19 protein-coding genes are annotated in these 19,360 nt (G+C 67.7%); 6 read left to right on the forward strand and 13 right to left on the reverse strand.

Annotation, left to right across the window (positions count from 1 at the left end):
* Nucleotides 1-13: 13 nt before the first annotated feature.
* The 8 genes from WS49_RS03345 to WS49_RS03380 all read right to left on the reverse strand — a co-directional run bounded on the left by WS49_RS03345 (nt 14) and on the right by WS49_RS03380 (nt 9,203).
* Nucleotides 14-1,033, reverse strand: coding sequence for an ABC transporter permease (locus WS49_RS03345; RefSeq protein ID WP_059524466.1), 1,020 nt, complete (start codon nt 1,031-1,033; stop codon nt 14-16).
* Nucleotides 1,030-2,643 carry a sugar ABC transporter ATP-binding protein gene (locus WS49_RS03350; protein ID WP_059524468.1) on the reverse strand — a complete coding sequence of 538 codons (1,614 nt, stop codon included), beginning with the start codon at nt 2,641-2,643 and terminating at the stop codon, nt 1,030-1,032. Before WS49_RS03350 ends, WS49_RS03345 begins: the two co-directional genes overlap by 4 nt.
* Before the next feature lie 139 nt (nt 2,644-2,782).
* Entirely contained in the window at nt 2,783-3,733 is a 951-nt protein-coding gene (locus WS49_RS03355; RefSeq protein ID WP_059524470.1) for a sugar ABC transporter substrate-binding protein, read from the reverse strand.
* 375 nt (nt 3,734-4,108) lie between these two features.
* Entirely contained in the window at nt 4,109-5,035 is a 927-nt protein-coding gene (locus WS49_RS03360; RefSeq protein WP_059524472.1) for a CysB family HTH-type transcriptional regulator, read from the reverse strand.
* Nucleotides 5,036-5,115: 80 nt separating this feature from the next.
* Nucleotides 5,116-6,174, reverse strand: a complete 1,059-nt coding sequence (locus WS49_RS03365) for a sulfate/molybdate ABC transporter ATP-binding protein (RefSeq protein ID WP_059524474.1) — start codon at nt 6,172-6,174, stop codon at nt 5,116-5,118.
* Nucleotides 6,175-6,187: 13 nt separating this feature from the next.
* A complete protein-coding gene (cysW, locus tag WS49_RS03370) occupies nt 6,188-7,135 on the reverse strand; it encodes a sulfate ABC transporter permease subunit CysW (protein ID WP_059524476.1) in 948 nt (315 codons plus the stop codon).
* A complete protein-coding gene (gene cysT / locus WS49_RS03375) occupies nt 7,132-8,028 on the reverse strand; it encodes a sulfate ABC transporter permease subunit CysT (protein WP_059524478.1) in 897 nt (298 codons plus the stop codon). The genes cysW and cysT overlap by 4 nt, the downstream gene beginning before the upstream one ends.
* 137 nt (nt 8,029-8,165) lie before the next feature.
* Nucleotides 8,166-9,203, reverse strand: a complete 1,038-nt coding sequence (locus WS49_RS03380) for a sulfate ABC transporter substrate-binding protein (protein WP_059524480.1) — start codon at nt 9,201-9,203, stop codon at nt 8,166-8,168.
* A 264-nt stretch (nt 9,204-9,467) separates the two neighbouring features.
* On the opposite strand from WS49_RS03380, the gene lexA reads away from it, so the two are divergent.
* Genes lexA through WS49_RS03395 form a run of 3 tightly spaced genes read left to right on the forward strand, consistent with a single transcriptional unit; the run spans nt 9,468 to nt 11,196 of the window.
* A complete protein-coding gene (lexA, locus tag WS49_RS03385; protein ID WP_006754655.1) occupies nt 9,468-10,115 on the forward strand; it encodes a transcriptional repressor LexA in 648 nt (215 codons plus the stop codon).
* A gap of 26 nt (nt 10,116-10,141) precedes the next feature.
* The gene (locus WS49_RS03390; RefSeq protein ID WP_040144136.1) at nt 10,142-10,480 is read left to right on the forward strand and encodes a hypothetical protein; all 339 of its coding nucleotides are present in this window, start codon (nt 10,142-10,144) and stop codon (nt 10,478-10,480) included.
* Nucleotides 10,481-10,509: 29 nt separating this feature from the next.
* On the forward strand, nt 10,510-11,196 hold the full coding sequence (locus WS49_RS03395) for a DUF2939 domain-containing protein (protein ID WP_059524482.1): 687 nt from the start codon (nt 10,510-10,512) through the stop codon (nt 11,194-11,196).
* A gap of 90 nt (nt 11,197-11,286) precedes the next feature.
* Here WS49_RS03395 and WS49_RS03400 read toward each other — a convergent pair whose 3' ends face one another.
* Nucleotides 11,287-11,784, reverse strand: coding sequence for a universal stress protein (locus WS49_RS03400; protein ID WP_044843612.1), 498 nt, complete (start codon nt 11,782-11,784; stop codon nt 11,287-11,289).
* 330 nt (nt 11,785-12,114) lie between these two features.
* Between WS49_RS03400 and nodI the strand changes: the two genes are divergently transcribed.
* Together nodI and WS49_RS03410 are read left to right on the forward strand one after the other, a co-directional pair.
* On the forward strand, nt 12,115-13,029 hold the full coding sequence (nodI, locus tag WS49_RS03405; protein ID WP_059524484.1) for a nodulation factor ABC transporter ATP-binding protein NodI: 915 nt from the start codon (nt 12,115-12,117) through the stop codon (nt 13,027-13,029).
* A 6-nt stretch (nt 13,030-13,035) separates the two neighbouring features.
* On the forward strand, nt 13,036-13,869 hold the full coding sequence (locus WS49_RS03410; protein WP_059524486.1) for an ABC transporter permease: 834 nt from the start codon (nt 13,036-13,038) through the stop codon (nt 13,867-13,869).
* 51 nt (nt 13,870-13,920) lie between these two features.
* On the opposite strand, the gene WS49_RS03415 is transcribed toward WS49_RS03410, so the two are convergent.
* The 4 genes from WS49_RS03415 to WS49_RS03430 form a co-directional block, all read right to left on the reverse strand.
* Nucleotides 13,921-14,343, reverse strand: a complete 423-nt coding sequence (locus WS49_RS03415) for a hypothetical protein (RefSeq protein WP_059524488.1) — start codon at nt 14,341-14,343, stop codon at nt 13,921-13,923.
* A 223-nt stretch (nt 14,344-14,566) separates the two neighbouring features.
* A complete protein-coding gene (locus WS49_RS03420) occupies nt 14,567-15,625 on the reverse strand; it encodes a permease (protein WP_059524489.1) in 1,059 nt (352 codons plus the stop codon).
* Nucleotides 15,622-16,749, reverse strand: a complete 1,128-nt coding sequence (mnmH, locus tag WS49_RS03425) for a tRNA 2-selenouridine(34) synthase MnmH (protein WP_059524491.1) — start codon at nt 16,747-16,749, stop codon at nt 15,622-15,624. The genes WS49_RS03420 and mnmH overlap by 4 nt, the downstream gene beginning before the upstream one ends.
* Nucleotides 16,750-16,813: 64 nt before the next feature.
* Nucleotides 16,814-17,767, reverse strand: a complete 954-nt coding sequence (locus tag WS49_RS03430; RefSeq protein WP_059524493.1) for a LysR family transcriptional regulator — start codon at nt 17,765-17,767, stop codon at nt 16,814-16,816.
* Between the two features lie 165 nt (nt 17,768-17,932).
* Here WS49_RS03430 and WS49_RS03435 point away from each other — a divergent pair, with 165 nt between their 5' ends.
* Nucleotides 17,933-19,354: a M20 family metallopeptidase gene (locus WS49_RS03435; protein ID WP_059524494.1), complete on the forward strand. Its 1,422-nt coding sequence runs from the start codon at nt 17,933-17,935 to the stop codon at nt 19,352-19,354.
* Nucleotides 19,355-19,360: the final 6 nt, after the last annotated feature.

Here is a 19,360-nt window from a genome sequence, read left to right on the forward strand (position 1 = left end):
CCGTGTAGTAGTTCTACCGGGCGCGCGCGCGCCGGCTGCGATACGTGTCGAGCACGACCGCGACCACGATCACCGCCCCGGTGATGATCCGTTTGGTCGGCTCGTTCGCGCCGATCTGCGCCAGCCCCGCGGCCAGCACGGAGATGATCAACACGCCGAAGAACGTGCTGATCACCGAACCGCGCCCGCCCATCAGGCTCGTGCCGCCGATCACGACGGCTGCGATCACCTGCAGCTCGACGCCCGCGCCCGCGTTCGGATCGGCGGCCTCGAGCCGCGAGATCTGGAACAGCGACGCGAGCCCCGCGAGCGCGCCCATCAGTGCGAATACGACGATTTTATACGGACGCGGGTTAACCCCGGCAAGCCGTACCGCCTCTTCGTTCGTGCCGATCCCGACGAGATAGCGTCCGAATACGGTGCGCGTCAGGACGAACTGTGCCGCGATCATCACCGCGACCGCGATCAGGAACGCCGGCGAGATGCCGAGCGCGATCGGGTTCGACAGGAAATCGAACGCGTCGCCGATGTAGGCCGTGCGCGAATTCGTCAGCTGGTATGCGACGCCGCGCGCGGCCTCGAGCACGCCGAGCGACACGATGAACGACGGAATCCGCCAGCCGACCGTGATCGCGCCCGTCAGCGAGCCCGTCGCGGTCGCGACCGCGATCCCGATCAGCGCGGCCGGCAGCGGCCCCCACTGCCATTTCAGCGCGGCCACGCTGACCATCGACGCAGCCAGCGCGAGCACCGAGCCCACCGACAGGTCGATGCCGGCGATGATCAGCACGAAGGTCATCCCGACCGACATCACGACGAGATCGGGGATCTGGTTCGCGATCGTACTGAACGTATCGTAGGTCAGGAAATGCGAACTCAGCGCCGAAAACAGCGCGATCATCGCGGCGAGCGCGCCGGCGAGCCCGAGATAGTTCGATACGCCGAGCCGTGTGCCGGACAGCGTGCGCGCGCGGCGCCCCGTCACGGTCTGCTGCGCGCCTGCGTCGCTCGGGGATACGGGAGGCTGGGTCATTGCCGTTGTCCTGTGGTCGAAGTGCCGGAAGCCGCGCGCGGCGCGCCTTCCGCATCCGGATGCCGCACGCCGTCCGGCAGCGCTTCGCGGCCGAAGCCGGCGAACGCCGCGGCCAGCAGCGCATCCTGGGTCCAGTTGCCGCGTTCGAACACGGCGGTCATGCGGCCGGCCGACATCACGCCGATCCGGTCGCAAATCAGCATCAGCTCGCGCAGGTCGCTCGATACGACCACCAGCGCACGGCCCTCCCGGGCGAGCGCGCCCATCAGCGTGTAGATCTCGAACTTGGCGCCGACGTCGATCCCGCGGGTCGGTTCGTCGAACAGCAGCACGCCCATGTCGCGCGCGAGCCAGCGGCCGATCACGACCTTCTGCTGGTTGCCGCCCGACAGTTCGCCGACCGCCTGCGCGGCGCCGTGCGTGCGGATCCGCAACGCGTCGATCTGCCGCTCGGCGAGCGCCGTCTCGCGCGTCGTATCGACGATGCCGCCGCGCGCAAGCCGGTCGAGCTGGCCGAGCGAGACGTTCGACGTGACCGACTGCGACAGCAGCAGCCCTTCGCCCTTGCGGTCCTCGGTGATCAGTGCGATGCCGTGCTTCACCGCGTCGACGGGCGAGCCGATGTGCGCCGGTTTCAGCGGATCGCCGACCGCGATCATCCCGGCGTCCGGCGTATCCGCGCCGTAAATCAGCCGCAGCAGCTCGGTGCGCCCCGCGCCGATCAGCCCGGAGATGCCGAAGATCTCGCCCGAGCGCACTTCGAGCGACACGTCCTGCACGGCCGTGCCGCGCGTCATGCCCGACACGACGAGTCGCGGCGCGCCGATATGGCGCACGCCGAGATCGATGTGCTCGCCGAGCTCGCGACCGACCATCAGCGTAACGAGCCCGTCGGACGTCGTCGCGGCCATGTCGCCGACATGCACGAGCCGGCCGTCGCGCAGCACCGCGACGCGCTCGGCAACGCGCGCGAGCTCCTCGAGCCGGTGCGAGATGTAGACGATCGCCACGCCGCGCGCCTTCAGCCGGTCGATCTGCTCGAACAGCAGTTCGACCTCGCGCGCGGTCAGCATCGCGGTCGGCTCGTCGAGGATCAGCACGCGACAGTCGCCGATCAGGTTGCGCGCGATCTCGACCATCTGCTGGTGGCCGATGCCGAGCGCGCCGACCGGCGTATCGGGGTCGACCGCGTCGAGCCCGACCTGCGCCATCGCGGCACGCGCGTCGTCGCGCAGCCGCGCGCGATCGATGATGCCGAAGCGTCGCGGCAGGCGGTTCAGAAACAGGTTTTCGGCGACCGTCAGCGTCGGCAGCAGGTTCAGCTCCTGCATCACCATGCGCACGCCGAGCGCCTCGGCCTGCGTGCGGCTCGCCGGCGCATACGCCTGGCCGCCGAGCTGCATCGTGCCGGTCGTCGGGTCGACGAGCCCGCCGATGATCTTCGACAACGTGCTCTTTCCTGCGCCGTTCTCGCCCGTCAGCGCGAGCGCCTCACCCGGCGCGAGCGTCAGCGTGACGTCGGCGAGCACGGGTTCGGCGTAGGTCTTGCCCACGCCGGAGACGGACAGCACGGGAACGGCTGAACGGGAGGGTTGGAAGGTCGGTTCCATCGCGATCCTGGTTGCGGCCGCGCACACGCGGCGCGCGGGTATGACGCTCACAAGTGCTTGCAGTGGCCGTGATCGCGCTCACTCCGGATAACGGCCGCCGGCCCGGATTCTTGAGCGCGGCGGCCGTGGCGGCGTGGCGTCACTTCGTCACGAGATCCACCGGCGTCTCGACCACGCCGGTCATGTCGGCCTGCTTGCGATGCTCGGCGATCGCCTTGAGCGCCGTATCGATGCCGAATACGGCCTGCTTCGCCGCGTACTGGTCGGCGGTCGCGACCACGCGGCCGTCCTTCAGCATCGGCTTGATCGCGTTGATGTTGTCGTAGCCGACCACGAGCACCTTGCCCTGCTTGCCCGCCGCCCGCACGGCCGACACGGCGCCGATCGCCATGTTGTCGTTGCCGCACAGCAGCGCCCGCAGGTTCGGGTATTCGTTCAGCATCGCGGACGCGACCGCATTGCCCTTGTCGATCTCCCATTCGCCCGACTGCACCGACACGACCTTCATTCCGCCCGCCTTCATCGCATCCTGGAAGCCGGCCGTGCGCTGCTGCGCATTGGTCGTCGTCGACACGCCTTCGATGATGCCGACCTGATCGCCCGCCTTCAACCGCTTCGCGAGGTAGTCGCCGATCTTGCGCGCGCCCTTGCGGTTGTCGGGGCCGACGAACGGCACGTTCAGGTTCTTCGACTTCAGCACGTCGGGATCGAGCCGGTTGTCGATGTTCACGACGATGATGCCCGCGTCGACCGCCTTCTTCACGACCGGCACGAGCGCCTTCGAATCGGCGGGCGCGAGCACGATCGCATCGACCTTCGACACGATCATCTGCTCGACGATGCGGATCTGGTTCGCGGTGTCGGTCTCGTCCTTGATCCCGTTCGTGATCAGGTCGAACTGGCCGGCGTTGTGCTTCTGGTATTCCTTCGCGCCGTTTTCCATCGTCAGGAAGAACTCGTTGGCGAGCGACTTCATCACGAGCGCGACCTTCGGCTTGCCTGCCGATTGGGCATGGACGACCGGTGCGGCGACGACCGCGACGGCGGCAAGCGCGGCGGTCAGGAAGCGACGGCGAAAGCGGACATTCATACACATCTCCTGGCGACTGGCCCAAAGGGCCGGACTGTTGTTTTAATGTGAGCAAACGTTTGCGCCACACTACCCGGGCATTGGCCATCGATGCTGCTTGTCGGTACCACGGAATGGAAGCGAGGCAGACGGCCGACTGCCTGGCGCGTGCTGTCGTCGACGCGCCACCGCCGGCGGGGACGCCGGCGGAGTGAAGGCTATGCTGTACCGTTTCGGGTCGACGCGCAACCCGTCTGATCAATATTTAAGGGTTTATTCGGAGCGCGCGGTTGCGCGCTCCGATTGCCGCGCGTTACTCGGGGTGCGACGGCGCCGCTTCGTCGCGGTCGTCCGGCGGGCGCCTGCCTTGCCCCCGAAACATCATGTGCTCGATGATCAGGCCACTTCGCGCAGTTGCGAGGCGATTTCGGCTTCGTTCAGGTGCGGTGCGAACATCTCGATCAGCCGGTATGCATACGCGCGCAGGAACGCGCCCTTGCGCAACCCGACGCGCGTCGTGCTCGCCTCGAACAGGTGCTGCGTGTCGAGCGCGACGAGCCCGGTGTCGCGCTGCGGATCGAAGGCCATCGCCGCGACGACGCCGATCCCCATCCCGAGCTCGACGTAGGTCTTGATCACGTCCGCGTCGATCGCGGTCAGCACGACGTCGGGCACGGCGCCGGCCTGCGCGAATGCCTGGTCGATGTGCGAGCGGCCCGTGAAGTCCTGGTCGTACGTGATGATCGGGTACTCGGCGATTTCGTCGAGCGTCAGGTTCTCGCGGCCGACGAGCGGATGCCCCTTCGGTACGACGACCGTGTGGTGCCACGAATAGCACGGGAACGTGACGATGTCCGGATAGCGGTCGAGCGCCTCGGTCGAGATGCCGAGATCGGCTTCGCCGTTCAGGATCATCTGCGCGATCTGCTGCGGGCTGCCCTGTCGCAGCGCGAGATGCACCTTCGGGAACACGTCGGTGAACTGGCGGATCACCTTCGGCAGCGCGTAGCGCGCCTGCGTGTGCGTCGTCGCGACGACGAGGTGGCCGCTGTCCTGGTCCGCGAACTGGCGCGCGACCCGGCGCAGGTTTTCCGCGTCGAGCAGCATCCGCTCGATCAACTGGTGCACGGCCTTGCCGGGCTCCGTGAGCCCCGTGAGCCGCTTGCCGCGCCGGATGAAGATGTCCACGCCCAGTTCATCCTCGAGATCCTTGATCTGCTTCGACACGCCCGACTGCGACGTGTACAGCACGTTCGCGACTTCCGTCAGGTTCATGTTCTGGCGCACGGCTTCGCGCACGAAACGCAATTGCTGAAAATTCATGGGTATGCCTCTTGGGCTGTCGTTGTTCGAATGTCGATCCGGAGCGGTATCCGCCCTCTTCTCTTTACCGGGCTCGGGCGTCAGTGTGCGGGAAATACGCGGACCGCGCGCGGCACGGCCGTCGCGCCGTCGCCGACCTGCAGCGCGAGCGCGCGCCACGCGTCGCGATCGAGTTCCGCTTCGAGTGCGCCGCCCGTGCGGGCCTCGAGCTCGACGCGCACCGAGCCGCCGAGCGGGATCACGCGGCGCACGTCGACCGCGATGCCGTCGCGATGGCCGTCGCCGGCCGGCCACAGCTGCAGGTCGTGCGGTCGCACGTACGCGTTCGCGGGGCCCGCGAAATCGGCGTCGACCGCGATCGGCGCAGCCGCCCCCTCGGCGACGAAGCCGCGCCCGGCGACCGTGCCGGGCAGCCGGTTCGCCGCGCCGAGAAACTCGTAGACGAACGCGCTTTGCGGATGGTCGTAGACGTCCTGCGGGCTGCCGACCTGCTCCACGTGGCCGCGGTTCAGCACGACGATCCGGTCGGCCACTTCCAGCGCCTCCTCCTGGTCGTGCGTGACGAAGATCGTCGAGATGTGCAGGTCGTCGTGCAGGCGCCGCAACCAGCCGCGCAGTTCCTTGCGCACCTTCGCGTCGAGCGCGCCGAACGGCTCGTCGAGCAGCAGCACCTTCGGCTCGACCGCGAGCGCGCGGGCCAGCGCGATCCGCTGGCGCTGGCCGCCCGACAGCTCGGACGGGTAGCGCTGCGCGAGCCAGTCGAGCTGCACGAGCTTCAGCAGCTCGTGCACCTTCTCGCGGATCACGGCTTCGGACGGCCGTTCGCGGCGCGGCTTCACGCGCAGCCCGAACGCGACGTTCTCGAACACGGTCATGTGGCGGAACAGCGCGTAATGCTGGAACACGAAGCCGACCTGGCGATCGCGCGCGCCGACCGACGCGACGTCGAGCCCCTGCAGCACGACCTGGCCGGCGTCCGCGTGCTCGAGGCCCGCGATCACGCGCAGCAACGTGGTCTTGCCGCAGCCCGACGGCCCGAGCAGCGCGACGAGCTCGCCCGGCGGAAAGTCGAGCGACACATCGTCGAGCGCGGTGAAATCGCCGAAGCGCTTCTGAAGGTGACGGACGGTAATACCCATTCTGGTTGCCTCTTTACGATTTCGACGAAATGGCGGCGGCGGGGCCGGCATGAGCGGGAACGTCATCGCGTGCGCCGGCCAGTTCGGCGGCGAGGTGACGTTCGGCGAGCAGCTTCAGCGCGAGCGTGACGAGCGCGAGCAGCGCCAGCACCGACGCCACCGCGAACGCCGCCGCGAAGTTGTATTCGTTGTACAGGATCTCGACGTGCAGCGGCATCGTGTCGGTCACGCCGCGGATGTGGCCGGACACGACCGACACCGCACCGAACTCGCCCATCGCACGCGCATTGCACAGGATCACGCCGTACAGCAGGCCCCACTTCACGTTCGGCAGCGTCACGCGCCGGAAGATCTGCCAGCCCGATGCGCCGAGCACGCGCGCGGCCTCTTCCTCGTCGGTGCCCTGCGCCTGCATCAGCGGAATCAGCTCGCGCGCGACGAACGGAAACGTGACGAAGATCGTCGCGAGCACGATGCCCGGCACCGCGAAGATGATCTGCACGTCGTGGTTCTGCAGCCACGGCCCGAGCCAGCCCTGCGCGCCGAACAGCAGCACGTAGACGAGGCCCGAGATCACCGGCGACACGGAGAACGGCAGGTCGATCAGCGTGGTCAGCAACGCCTTGCCGCGGAATTCGAACTTCGCGATCGCCCACGATGCGCACACGCCGAACACGAGGTTCAACGGCACCGCGATCACGGCGACGGTCAACGTCAGCTTGATTGCCGACCATGCGTCGGGATCGGCGAGCGATTCGAGATAGAAGCCGACGCCCTTGCGCAGCGCCTCGACGAACACCGCGGCGAGCGGCACGACGAGGAAGAACGCAAGGAACGTCAGCGAGACGCCGATCAGCAGCCAGCGCACGGCGCGCGGCTCGCTGACGGGGTCGGGCTGCTTCGCGGTGCGCACGCGCGCGACGGAGGGGTCGTTCAGCACGGCGTTGGACTCCTGGGTCATTGCTGGCCTCCTGCTGCTGCGGCGACGGTGACGGTCGCCGGCGCGGGGCCGCTCGCGCCCTTGCTCGTACGGCGCTGCAGATACCACTGCAGCGAGTTGATCAACAGCAGCATCAGGAACGACACGACCAGCATCACGACCGCCAGCGCGGTCGCGCCCGCATAGTCGTACTGCTCGAGCTTCGTGATGATGAGCAGCGACGTGATCTCGGATTTCATCGGCACGTTGCCGGCGATGAAGATGACCGAGCCGTACTCGCCAAGCGCGCGCGCGAACGCCAGCGCGAAGCCGGTGAGCAGCGCCGGCAGCACGGCCGGCAGCACGACGCGGCGGAACGTCAGCCAGCGCGATGCGCCGAGGCACGCGGCGGCCTCTTCCTGCTCGCGCTCGAAATCCTCGAGCACCGGCTGCACGGTGCGCACGACGAACGGCAGCCCGATGAAGGTCAGCGCCACCAGCACGCCGACCGGCGTGAACGCGATCTTGATGCCGAACGGCGCGAGATACTGGCCGACCCAGCCGTTGGTCGCATAGACGGCCGCGAGCGAGATGCCGGCGACCGACGTCGGCAGCGCGAACGGCAGATCGACGATCGCGTCGACGAGGCGCTTGAACGGGAACGTGTAGCGCACCAGCACCCACGCGACGAGAAAGCCGAACACGGCGTTGATCAATGCGCCGCCGAGCGCGGCGGAGAACGTCAGCCGGTACGACGCGAGCACGCGCGGCGACGCGACGGCGGTGACGAACTGGTCCCACGACAGCGTCGCGGTCTTCAGGAACGTGGCGGCGAGCGGAATCAGCACCACGAGGCTCAAATAGGCCACCGTGATGCCGAGCGTCACGCCGAAACCGGGCAGCGCGCTCGGCTTGCGAAAGGTGTACGTCGTCATCGGATGCTCTTGCTGGGTCGTTGCTGCTCATGGGTCCGACGCAAACGCCGACGCGGGGAGTCGCGCCGGCGGGCCGTCGGGGATGCGGCGCGCTCTCGTGGCGCGCCGCTGTCGTTATGGTTTGTTACTGCGTGGCGTTACTGCGGCTTGTAGATCGAGTCGAACACGCCGCCGTCCGCAAAATGCGTCTTCTGCGCATTCGTCCAGCCGCCGAACGTGTCGTCGACCGTGTACAGCTTCAGCTTCGGGAACTGCTTCGTCAGCTCCGCCGGCACGTTCTTCGAGCGCGGGCGGTAGTAGTTGCGCGCCGCGATTTCCTGGCCCTGCGGGCTGTACAGGAAATTCAGGTAGGCCTCGGCCAGCTTGCGCGTGCCCTTCTTGTCCACCACCTTGTCGACCACCGCGACGGGCGGTTCGGCCAGGATGCTCACCGACGGCACGACGATCTCGAACTTGTCCGTGCCGAATTCCTTGATCGACAGGAACGCCTCGTTCTCCCACGCGATCAGCACGTCGCCGATCCCGCGCTGCACGAAGCTCGTCGTCGCGCCGCGCGCGCCCGAGTCGAGCACGCCCGCGTTCTTGTAGAGCTTCGTCACGAACTCCTTCGCGCTCTGCTCGTTGCCGCCCGGCTTGTGAACGGCGTATGCCCATGCGGCCAGGTAGTTCCAGCGCGCGCCGCCCGACGTCTTCGGGTTCGGCGTGACGATCGAGATGCCCGGCTTGGTCAAGTCGTCCCAGTCCTTGATCCCTTTCGGGTTGCCCTTGCGCACCAGGAACACGATCGTCGACGTGTACGGCGATGCGTTGTCCGGCAGGCGCTTCTGCCAGTCCTTGTTGACGAGCCCCTTGTTGGCGATCGCGTCGATGTCGTAGGCGAGCGCCAGCGTCACGACGTCGGCCTGCAGGCCGTCGAGCACCGAGCGCGCCTGCGCGCCCGAGCCGCCGTGCGACTGCTTGAAGTTGACCGTCTCGCCCGTCTTCGCCTTCCACGCCTTGCCGAACGCCTGGTTGAAGTCCTGATACAGCTCGCGCGTCGGGTCGTAGGACACGTTCAGGAACGTCGTATCGGCCTGGGCGTGCGTCGCCACGCCCAGCGCTGCCGCCGCGCCCAGCGCGAGTGTTGCGATCAGGCGGCCCACTCCGCCCACCAGCCCCGTATTGCGCTTCGCCATCCTTGGTTCTCCAGTGTTGTCGGTCTTGCGATGTCGAGCCAGTCTAGCGAACGGGTTACATGATTAAAAATAATCGTTCCTCATTTTTTAATACTCAAAAGTGCTAACGCAGACGGGACGGACGGTTGCGGCGGACAAACCGGCGTCCGGGCGTCGCGAAATTGCGCCGGAACCGACGCGATCGCGTCGAACCTCAAGTAACACTTGAAATTCGCGAAGTACTGTATAAAAATACAGCTCACTGTCTATCCATACAGTTCAGCCATGACCAAACTCACCGCCCGTCAGCAGCAAGTGTTCGACTTGATCCGCCGCGCGATCGAGCGCTCCGGTTTCCCGCCCACGCGCGCCGAGATTGCGGCAGAGCTGGGTTTCAGCTCGCCGAACGCGGCCGAGGAACACCTCCGTGCGCTGGCGCGCAAGGGTGTGATCGAGCTGGCCGCCGGCGCGTCACGCGGCATCCGCCTGCTCGGCATCGACGACGCCCCGCACCAGTTCACGCTGCCGCACGCCGGCCTGATGCAACTGTCGCTGCCCCTCGTCGGCCGCGTGGCGGCCGGTAGCCCGATCCTCGCGCAGGAGCACATCTCGCAGCATTACGCGTGCGATCCCGCGCTGTTCACCAGCAAGCCCGATTACCTGCTGAAGGTGCGCGGCCTGTCGATGCGCGACGCCGGCATTCTCGACGGCGACCTGCTCGCCGTGCAGAAGCGCACGGAAGCGAAGGACGGCCAGATCATCGTCGCGCGCCTCGGCGACGACGTCACGGTCAAGCGCCTGATGCGCCGGCCCGGCGGCCTCGAGCTGATCGCGGAGAACCCGGATTACGAAAACATCTTCGTCAAGGCCGGCAGCGCGGAATTCGCGCTGGAAGGCATCGCCGTCGGGCTGATCCGCTCGGGCGAACTCTGACAATCGGTCTCGCTGAGGAGAACATCATGGAACGCCTTTCCCGTCTGCTGCCTTTCCGTCAATTCGGCCGCCTGCGTCACCTGCGCGGCCGCACGCCCTGCGCGCCGCTGTCCGCCGCGGCGCCCGTGGTGAGCCAAGAAGTCGCAGTTGAACGGCAGGCGTCGCTGCTGCCGTCAGCGCTTCCCGCGTTCGCGCGGGTTTCGCTGAACGCCGGCCTGAATCACGCGGAGCCGGCGCGCCGTGCGCCCGTGCGCGTCTATCACGGCCGGTCGCGCCTGATCATGGTCGGGACGATCGATGCCGTGTGCCGGATGATCGATCGCTGCATCGCCGAGGAACGATCGGCCACGCACGGCGGTCTCTGATTGCGGAACCTGTCCGCACCGGAGGCATCGTGACTGGATCTTCGGGCCGCGCGCGGCGGCTCAAGCCATTGCTGATCGTCGTGCTGGCCGTCGCCGTCCTGATGGCGATCGGTTACGCGTACGCATCGCCGTACGTCGCGCTCGGTCGCCTGAAATCGGCGATCGACGCGCGCGATGCGCAAGCGGTCAGCGAATATGTCGATTTCCCGTCGCTACGCATCAGCCTGAAGCAACAGGTGACGGAAGAGTTGATGCGCCGGATCGACGCGGTGAAGAAGGACAACCCGTTCGCGGTGATTGGCGCGCTGATCGGATCCGCGTTGATCGGCCCGCTGGTCGATGCCTATGCGACACCGGAAGGTGTAGCGGCGCTGATGAACGGCATTCCTCCGCGCGGCAATCCGGGCGAACGGCCGCCCGAATGGTCGGACCCGCCGTCAGGCGCTGCGCCTGGCAACGCACCGGCCGCGCCGCCGGTCAATCCGGCGAACGCACCCGCGCCGAGCAGCAATGCTCCCGCCTCGGCCGCAGTTTCGCCCGCACCCGCCAGCCCCGGCGAGGCGGGTCATCCGCAGCAAACGAGCGCCGGCTACCGGAATATCGATGAATTTGTCGTGACCTACCAGCGCAGCGCCGACGGCACACGCTATGCGGCGATCTTCCACCGCTTCGGCTTGTTCTCGTGGAAGCTGTCGGCGATCGACCTGCACGCCTGAGCGGCCGCACTCGGCGTAGCTGCCGCTAGCGGCACGGCGCGCGACCGGCCCGAATCGCAGCACGACCCGGCCGGTCTCACGATCATTGCATCACTTGCCGCTCGCGGTGGCCGCTTCGCGTTCGCGTGCGATCTCGGCCTTTTGCTCTTCCGCCGACGAACATGCGACCAGAATGCTGCAGTTCACGCGATCGAGCAGTTGCGTGTTGCCCGACCCCATCCACCATCTCGACAACCCGCTACGGCACCGATGGCCGACGACGACGAGGTCGGCCTTCAATTCCGTCGCAAGATTCGCGATTTCGTCGATCGGATAGCCGAATGCGAAATGGCCTTCCGCCTGAACGCCGCGCTCGCGCAGCCAGTTCACACCCTCCTGCAGGATCTCGCGCGCGGTTTCCTCGAAGCGGCCGCACGCGACGTCGGTCAGCAGCCCGGCGCTTTGCGCGATGCTCGAGCGCATGTCGACGACCGACAACAAATGCGTTTCCGCCTTCAGGTCCAGCGCGAGATTGGCGCCGCACCGCAATGCCTTGCGTCCTTCGAGCGTGCCGTCGTAGCACAGCAGAATCTTGTTGTAGCTAGCCATGAAACCTCCCTGTCGCGACTACGTACCCTATGTACTCATCATGGTGCGCCGCAATTCCGGACGCAAGGGATGGAAAACGCTGATTCGCCACGCGGGGCGCGTCGGCGATGATGCGGTGCACGATCCGTGCGCGCATGCACCGTGCCGCGCGGGGCCGCCCTGAAGAGACACAGCCGATGCACTAGAATGGCCCGTTCGTGCCGTCGACGTGCGTTCGCCTCGGTCATGCCCATGTGACACGCATTCATCCGATCCGTTCGCCGGCCGGCGTGCCCGACCGACCGGCCGCGAAACGCGTCCGCGTCCGCTGATTACAACGACAACCTGCCCATGTCCGTTGCACCGATCGATTTCCGGAACGTCGAAAAGCGCTATGGCGACAAGCTTGTCGTCAATGATCTGTCCTTCCACGTGCAGGCCGGCGAATGCTATGGCCTGCTCGGGCCGAACGGCGCCGGCAAGACCACCACGCTGAAGATGCTGCTCGGCCTCGCGTATCCCGACGCCGGCACCATTTCACTCTGCGGCGAGCCGGTTCCGTCACGCGCGCGCCATGCGCGCCAGCGCGTCGGCGTCGTCCCGCAGTTCGACAACCTCGACCCCGACTTCACGGTCCGCGAGAACCTGCTCGTGTTCAGCCGCTATTTCGGCATGTCGGCACACGCCGCACGCGCGCTCGTGCAACCGCTGCTCGAATTCGCGAAGCTGGAAAACAAGGCCGATGCGAAGGTCGGCGAATTGTCGGGCGGCATGAAGCGCCGTCTGACGCTCGCACGCGCGCTCGTCAACGATCCCGACGTGCTGGTGCTCGACGAGCCGACGACGGGCCTCGATCCGCAGGCGCGGCACCTGATGTGGGAGCGGTTGCGGTCGCTGCTGGCGCGCGGCAAGACGATCCTGATCACCACGCATTTCATGGAGGAAGCCGAGCGCCTGTGCGACCGGCTGTGCGTGATCGAGGAAGGCCGCAAGATCGCCGAAGGCGCGCCGCACGCGCTGATCGAATCGGAGATCGGCTGCGACGTGATCGAAATCTACGGGCCGGAGCCGATCGCGCTGCGCGACGAACTGGCGCCGTTCGCGAAACACACCGAGATCAGCGGTGAGACGCTGTTCTGCTACGTGACCGATCCCGAGCCGCTCAGTGCGCGGCTCAAGGGTCGCACGGGATTGCGTTATCTGCATCGTCCGGCCAATCTGGAGGACGTGTTCCTGCGGCTCACGGGCCGCGAAATGCAGGACTGATCGATCATGGACGTACGCAACTATTCCGCCGCCGCGCCGTCCGCACCGCCACGCGAATCGCGCTTCGCGATCGCGCTGCCCGCGAATGCCACCAACTGGATTGCCGTGTGGCGACGCAATTACCTCGTGTGGCGCAAGCTCGCGCTCGCCTCGCTGTTCGGCAATCTCGCCGATCCGATGATCTACCTGTTCGGGCTGGGGTTCGGGCTCGGCCTGATGCTCGGCCACGTCGACGGCGTGTCGTATATCGCGTTCCTCGCGGCCGGCACGGTCGGTTCGAGCGTGATGATGTCCGCGAGCTTCGAATCGATGTATTCGGGCTTCTCGCGAATGCACGTGCAGCGCACCTGGGAAGCGATCATGCACACGCCGCTCGCGCTGGGCGACATCGTGCTCGGGGAGATTGTCTGGGGAGCGAGCAAGGCGCTGCTGTCCGGCGTCGCGATCATGCTCGTCGCGGGCCTGCTCGGCTATGCGCGGTTTCCGTCGATGCTCGCGGCGCTGCCCGTGATCGCACTTGCCGGCCTCGCGTTCGCGAGCACGGCGATGATCGTCACCGCGCTCGCGCCGTCCTACGACTTCTTCATGTTCTATCAGACGCTCGTGCTGACGCCGATGCTGCTGCTGTCGGGCGTGTTCTTCCCGATCACGCAGTTGCCGCCGGTCGCGCAGCATGCGGCGCACATGCTGCCACTGGCGAACGCGGTCGAACTGATCCGCCCCGCGATGCTCGGCCGGCCGGCGACGGACGTCGGCCTGCATCTCGCGGTGCTCGCCGGCTATGCGGTCGGCGGATTCGTGGTCTCCGCGTGGCTGTTCCGGCGGCGGATGATGCGCTGACGGCCGGCGCGCACGGCGCCCGCGCGATGCTGCGATGAAATGGCGACGACGTTACTCGTCGTCGTCGCTCCACGGAATCTCGACGTCGGTCAGGAATGCGACGGTCGCCAGCGGGCCGCCTTCCTGGCGGCCGAGTTTGCCGTCCGCGCGATGCCATTCGACGCGGAACTGCGTACCCGGATCGTCGGCGATGAGATAGACCGCGCGCAGCTCTTCAGCGTCGGCCTCGTCGACCGGACCGTCGAACGACACCAGCATCTTCTGCGGCCACAGGCCGTTCACCGGATCGTAAATGCGGTCGCCCTGCGGAATGTCGATGCTGGCCTCGACGCCGATCGTGGCGGAGGCTTCGATGATCATCGTGCCGAGTGCGTTCAGCACGGCAGTCGCCCGCGCGGAATTGGCCTGGCGGATCGCGAGATCGCCGCGCGTCAGCGCCTTTTCGAGTCGAGGATGAATCTTCGGTTGGGTCATGCGTTTTCCTGTTTGCTTCTTGTAAAGGGCACCGCACGCGTGAAGCGGCGGCGCCGGATGAATACGACGGTCGCGCGGCGGGATCGGTCGGCGCGCGGCACTGCTGCCATCGCACAGGCCCGGTCGCCGGCAGCCGGGCATGTCGCGCCCCGCGCGCCGACCGGGCACACGCGCCGGACTTGTCCGGCCGTCGCGCCCGATCGCCGTTCCGCCCGCGTGTCCGTCAGAACCCGAACGCGATCGCGAGCAGCCCGCTCACGATCCCGAACACGACGACGAGGCCCGTGACGATCGCCAGCATGTACGGCTTGAACGAGCGCGCGAGCATCGCGAGCGACGGCACGCTGATCGGCGGCAGCGTCATCAGCAGCGCAGCGGCCGGGCCGACGCCCATGCCGAGCGACAACATCGCCTGGATGATCGGCACCTCGCCGGCCGTCGGGATCACGAACAACGTGCCCGCGACCGCGAACGCGATGATCCAGCCGAGATGATTGCCGATGTCCGGGCCGATATGCGGGAACAGCCACGCGCGCGCCGCGCCGAGCAGCAGCACGAGCACGATGTATTCGGGCACGAGCCGCACGGCCATGCGTGCAAGCAGCTTCATCCAGCGGACGAACGGATTGCCCGCGGCGGTCTGCTCGGCCACCAGCGCGGCGAGTTGCGCGTCGTCGATGCTGCGGTCCTCGGGACGCACGATACGGTTCAGCAGATAGCCGATTCCGAACACCATCGCGACGCCGAGCACGAGCCGCAGCGCGCTCCAGTGCCAGCCGAGCACGAAGCCCATGAACACCAGCGCGGCCGGATTCAGCACCGTGTTGCCGAGCCAGAACGCGACCGCGCCGCCCGGCGACGCGTGCCGCGCGCGCAGGCCCGCGACGACCGGCGCCGCGCAGCACGTGCACATCATGCCGGGCAGCGACAGCAGGCCGCCCGCGGCGACACTGCCGAAGCCCGTGCGGCCGAGCACGCGCGCGACCCAGTGCGCCGGCAGCAGCGCCTGCACGGCCGAACCGAGCAGCAGGCCGAGCACCATGGCCTGCCAGATCGCCTTGCCGTACGCCCACGCGTAGTCGAGCGCCGCCTTCAGCGAAGGCTCGGGCGCGCTCGCCGACGTGCCCATCAGGATCGACTGGCCGATCGAATGATGCTCGGCGGCGACGAACGCCTTGTTGTAATACGGAAACCATTTCACGTAGAACAGTCCCGCGACTGCGATCAGCAGGAAAGTCATCCAGCCGAGCGCCGGACTGGGTTGGGTGCGTGTGGTCGTCATCGTGTGGTGGTCGTGGGGTTGTTGTCGATGTCGGCTCGCGCCGCCGCGCCAGCCGTGGGCGATGCCGGCAGCCCGGCCTGCGCGAGCGCGTCGAGCAGCGCGCGCGCCTGGTGGCGCCCATCGGCCGCGTTCGGCCGGAAAGTGAACGTCAGTGCGCGATTCGGCTTGTCGTGCGACGAACGATAGGTGCGCGCATAGGCGGGATCGTAATGCTTGTCGATCAGCGTGCGGAACAATTCGGTGCGCTCGTTCGCGTCGATCAGTGCGTTCCAGCGCGCGACCTCTTCACGGCTGTGCAGGCCGATCAGCCGTTCGAGCTGCGCCTTGAACACTGCCGGTTCATCGAACAGATGGGCGTAATCCTCGAGCAGGAAAGCGATACGTTCGTCGTGCGCTGCCTCGACCTGCACCCACGGCCCCGCGTGAAACGCGCCCAGCAATGCGAGCGGCAACTGCACGAGCCCGATCTTGCGGCTTTCCGATTCGACGAACACCGGCCATGCGGGGTCGAAACGCTCGAGCGTGCCGACGAGCCCCGAATCGAAGGACTTCTGCGTCGGCTGCGGCACCCCCGGCAACGCACCGAGCAGCGAGCCGCGGTGGCATGCGAGCGCCTCGAGATCGAGCGTCTGTGCGCCTTCGTCGCGCAGCGCGTTCAGGAGCCGCGTCTTGCCGCAGCCCGTGTGACCGACGAGCGCGATGTAGCGGAACCGCGTCGGCAGCGTATCGAGCGTCGCGCATACCGAGCGGCGGTACGACTTGTACCCGCCCTCGAGCTGGCGCGCCTGCCAGCCGATCAGATTGAACCAGGTCGTCATCGAACCCGAACGCTTGCCGCCGCGCCAGCAATAGATCAACGGCCGCCAGTTGCGCGGCCGATCGGCGAACGTGGTGTCGAGATGGCGCGCGATGTTGCGCGCGACCATCGCCGCGCCGACGCGCGTCGCCTCGTACGGCGACACCTGGCGGTACATCGTGCCGACGATCACGCGCTCCTCGTTGCTGAGCACGGGCGCGTTCAGCGCGCCGGGAATATGATCCTCGGCGAACTCGAGCGGCGTGCGCACGTCGATGATCTCGTCGAACTCGCCGGCGCGATCGAGGGTGACAATCAGGTTTTTCAATTTGGCGTCGAACAGGGGCGATGCGGCTCGGCGAGCCGCACGGGCACGGAAGGCGGATTCGCGATTATCTCATGCCCGGGCGTCTCGGGCCGCGCACGGCACCCGGCGGGGGCGACGCGCTGCTCATCACGTCGATCAGATGGTCGCGAAACGCGCGCACCGACGCGGGCAGATCGCGCCCCGCCATGGTCTGCACCTGGATGCTCCGCTCGCGTAGCTGGGGATTCGTGACGGGCACGACGACGAAGCCGTCCGCGTCGAAACGGTCCCGCACCGACAGCAGCCCCGTGAACATCACCGCGCCGGTACGCTGCGCGTAGCGGTACATCGCCGCGGTATTGTTGCTGGTCAGTTCCGGCTCGAGCATGAGCCCGTCGAGCACGCACGCGATGTCGATCAGTTGGCGCACCGTCGTGCCGGCCTCGGGCAGCACGTGCGGATGCCGCGCGACATCGGCGAGCGACACCGAGTCGAGCGCCGCGAGCGGATGGTCGCGCCGCACGAGCGCGAAAACCGGCGCACGCTCCGTGTGTTCGACACGCACACCCTTCTCCGGCGCCAGGCTGAACGTCAGACCGATGTCGGCATCGCCGTCGCGCACGCGCCGTGTCGCCTCCGCCGGCGACACGACCCACACCGAGAAATCGACGCCCGGGTGGCGCGCCTTGAAGCCTGCGAGCGCGCCCGGCAGGAAATCGATCGCGAAGCCTTCCGAGCAGGCGATCTTCAACAGGCTGCCGTGCAGCGCCTCCAGCCCGCCGATTTCCTTCATCACATGCTCGGCCTCCAGCAGGCTGCGCTGCGCGAAGCCCAGCAGCCGTTCGCCGGCCTCCGACAACGCCATCCCGCGCGGCCGGCGCTCGAACAGCGGCGCACCGAGTTCGCTCTCGAGCTTCGCGATCTGCCGGCTGATCGCCGAGACGGCCACGTGCAGCCTCGCGGATGCGTCGCTGATCGACCCGGTGCGCGCCACTTCGACGAAATACCGCAACGCAAGACCATGCAGGAAAGCCGCCATCGTTCTGTCCCCGGGCCTGTGACCCAGGCCGCTCCGCTTTGCCTTTTCGGCAAGGAAATGTTCGAAATTCGATCATTGTGACAAAAAAAACGGCTTTCTAGAATCGATCGCACTTTCGGCCGTGCGCGCCCGCACCCGCCGGAAAACCGATACAGGAGACACGTCTTGAGCCGTACCGCCGCCATCCAGCACGCGCTGAACCAGTTCGAATCCGGCGCGTTCTTCACGACCCTGAGCCGCCGCGTCGGCCTGCGCACCGAAAGTCAGGACAGCGGCTCGAGCACCGCGCTGCGCGCCTACCTGACCGACGAGATCGCGCCGGAGGCCGCGCGTCTGGGTTTCACGTCGCGCATCGTCGAGAACCCCGTCGACGACGGCGGTCCCTTCCTGCTGGCGTCGCGCCACGAGGACGACGCGCTGCCGACCGTGCTCGTCTATGGCCACGGCGACGTCGTGCGCGGCTACGACGCGCAATGGCGCGCGCCGCTGTCGCCGTGGACGCTGACCGTCGACGGCGATCGCTGGTACGGCCGCGGCAGTGCCGACAACAAGGGCCAGCACACGATCAACCTCGCCGCGCTGGCGAGCGTGCTCGCCGCGCGCGGCGGCCGGCTCGGCTTCAACGCGAAACTGCTGATCGAGATGGGCGAGGAAACGGGGTCGCCAGGGCTCGACGCACTGTGCCGCCAGGAGCGCGACGCGCTCGCGGCCGACGTGCTGATCGCGTCCGACGGGCCGCGCCTCACCGCCGAACGGCCGACCGTGTTCCTCGGCTCGCGCGGTTCGGTCAACTTCAAGCTGAGCCTGCGCGCACGCGATGGCGGCCATCACTCGGGCAACTGGGGCGGCCTGCTGCGCAACCCGGCGACCGTGCTCGCGAACGCGCTCGCGAGCCTCGTCGACGCGCGCGGCGCGATCCGCGTCGCCGGGCTGCGCCCGCCGCCGATCCCGGCCGCCGTGCGCGCCGCGCTCGCCGACCTGTCCGTCGGCGGCGGCCCCGGCGATCCGGCGCTCGACGCCGACTGGGGCGAGCCGGGCCTCTCCGCCGCCGAGCGCGTGTTCGGCTGGAATACGTTCGAGATTCTCGCGTTCAAGGCCGGCAATCCCGAGCACCCGGTCAATGCGATTCCGCCCGTCGCATACGCGCACTGCCAGTTGCGTTTCGTGGTCGGCACCGACTGGCAAGCGCTGCATGTGCATCTGCGCGCGCATCTCGATGCGCACGGCTTCGCCGACATCGAGATCGACGTCGAACGCGGCGCGCCGGCGACGCGCCTGCCGCCGGACGATCCGTGGGTCCGCTGGGCCGTCGCGTCGCTCGCGCGCACGACCGGCAAGAAGCCCGCGATCCTGCCGAACCTCGGCGGCACGCTGCCGAATGAAGTATTCGCCGATACGCTGGGGCTGCCGACGCTGTGGGTACCGCACTCGTATCCGGCGTGCTCGCAGCACGCGCCCGACGAGCACCTGCTCGCGAGCGTCGTGCGCGAGGGACTGCAGATGATGGCCGGCCTCTTCTGGGATCTCGGCGAGGCCGCGCCGCCCGTTCGCCGCGCGGCACCCGCCGCGGCCGGCGCCGCCCTGTAACGCGCT

It is taken from the genome of Burkholderia sp. RF7-non_BP4 (assembly GCF_001521935.1).
Lineage (GTDB): Bacteria > Pseudomonadota > Gammaproteobacteria > Burkholderiales > Burkholderiaceae > Burkholderia > Burkholderia diffusa.

What these genes read in the sequence shown, in the direction of transcription:
- WS49_RS03345 (WP_059524466.1), bottom strand. Translation starts at nt 1,033, where the DNA reads ATGACCCAGCCTCCCGTATCCCCGAGCGACGCAGGCGCGCAGCAGACC.
- WS49_RS03350 (WP_059524468.1), bottom strand. Translation starts at nt 2,643, where the DNA reads ATGGAACCGACCTTCCAACCCTCCCGTTCAGCCGTTCCCGTGCTGTCC.
- WS49_RS03355 (WP_059524470.1), bottom strand. Translation starts at nt 3,733, where the DNA reads ATGAATGTCCGCTTTCGCCGTCGCTTCCTGACCGCCGCGCTTGCCGCC.
- WS49_RS03360 (WP_059524472.1), bottom strand. Translation starts at nt 5,035, where the DNA reads ATGAATTTTCAGCAATTGCGTTTCGTGCGCGAAGCCGTGCGCCAGAAC.
- WS49_RS03365 (WP_059524474.1), bottom strand. Translation starts at nt 6,174, where the DNA reads ATGGGTATTACCGTCCGTCACCTTCAGAAGCGCTTCGGCGATTTCACC.
- cysW (WP_059524476.1), bottom strand. Translation starts at nt 7,135, where the DNA reads ATGACCCAGGAGTCCAACGCCGTGCTGAACGACCCCTCCGTCGCGCGC.
- cysT (WP_059524478.1), bottom strand. Translation starts at nt 8,028, where the DNA reads ATGACGACGTACACCTTTCGCAAGCCGAGCGCGCTGCCCGGTTTCGGC.
- WS49_RS03380 (WP_059524480.1), bottom strand. Translation starts at nt 9,203, where the DNA reads ATGGCGAAGCGCAATACGGGGCTGGTGGGCGGAGTGGGCCGCCTGATC.
- lexA (WP_006754655.1), top strand. Translation starts at nt 9,468, where the DNA reads ATGACCAAACTCACCGCCCGTCAGCAGCAAGTGTTCGACTTGATCCGC.
- WS49_RS03390 (WP_040144136.1), top strand. Translation starts at nt 10,142, where the DNA reads ATGGAACGCCTTTCCCGTCTGCTGCCTTTCCGTCAATTCGGCCGCCTG.
- WS49_RS03400 (WP_044843612.1), bottom strand. Translation starts at nt 11,784, where the DNA reads ATGGCTAGCTACAACAAGATTCTGCTGTGCTACGACGGCACGCTCGAA.
- nodI (WP_059524484.1), top strand. Translation starts at nt 12,115, where the DNA reads ATGTCCGTTGCACCGATCGATTTCCGGAACGTCGAAAAGCGCTATGGC.
- WS49_RS03410 (WP_059524486.1), top strand. Translation starts at nt 13,036, where the DNA reads ATGGACGTACGCAACTATTCCGCCGCCGCGCCGTCCGCACCGCCACGC.
- WS49_RS03415 (WP_059524488.1), bottom strand. Translation starts at nt 14,343, where the DNA reads ATGACCCAACCGAAGATTCATCCTCGACTCGAAAAGGCGCTGACGCGC.
- WS49_RS03420 (WP_059524489.1), bottom strand. Translation starts at nt 15,625, where the DNA reads ATGACGACCACACGCACCCAACCCAGTCCGGCGCTCGGCTGGATGACT.
- WS49_RS03430 (WP_059524493.1), bottom strand. Translation starts at nt 17,767, where the DNA reads ATGGCGGCTTTCCTGCATGGTCTTGCGTTGCGGTATTTCGTCGAAGTG.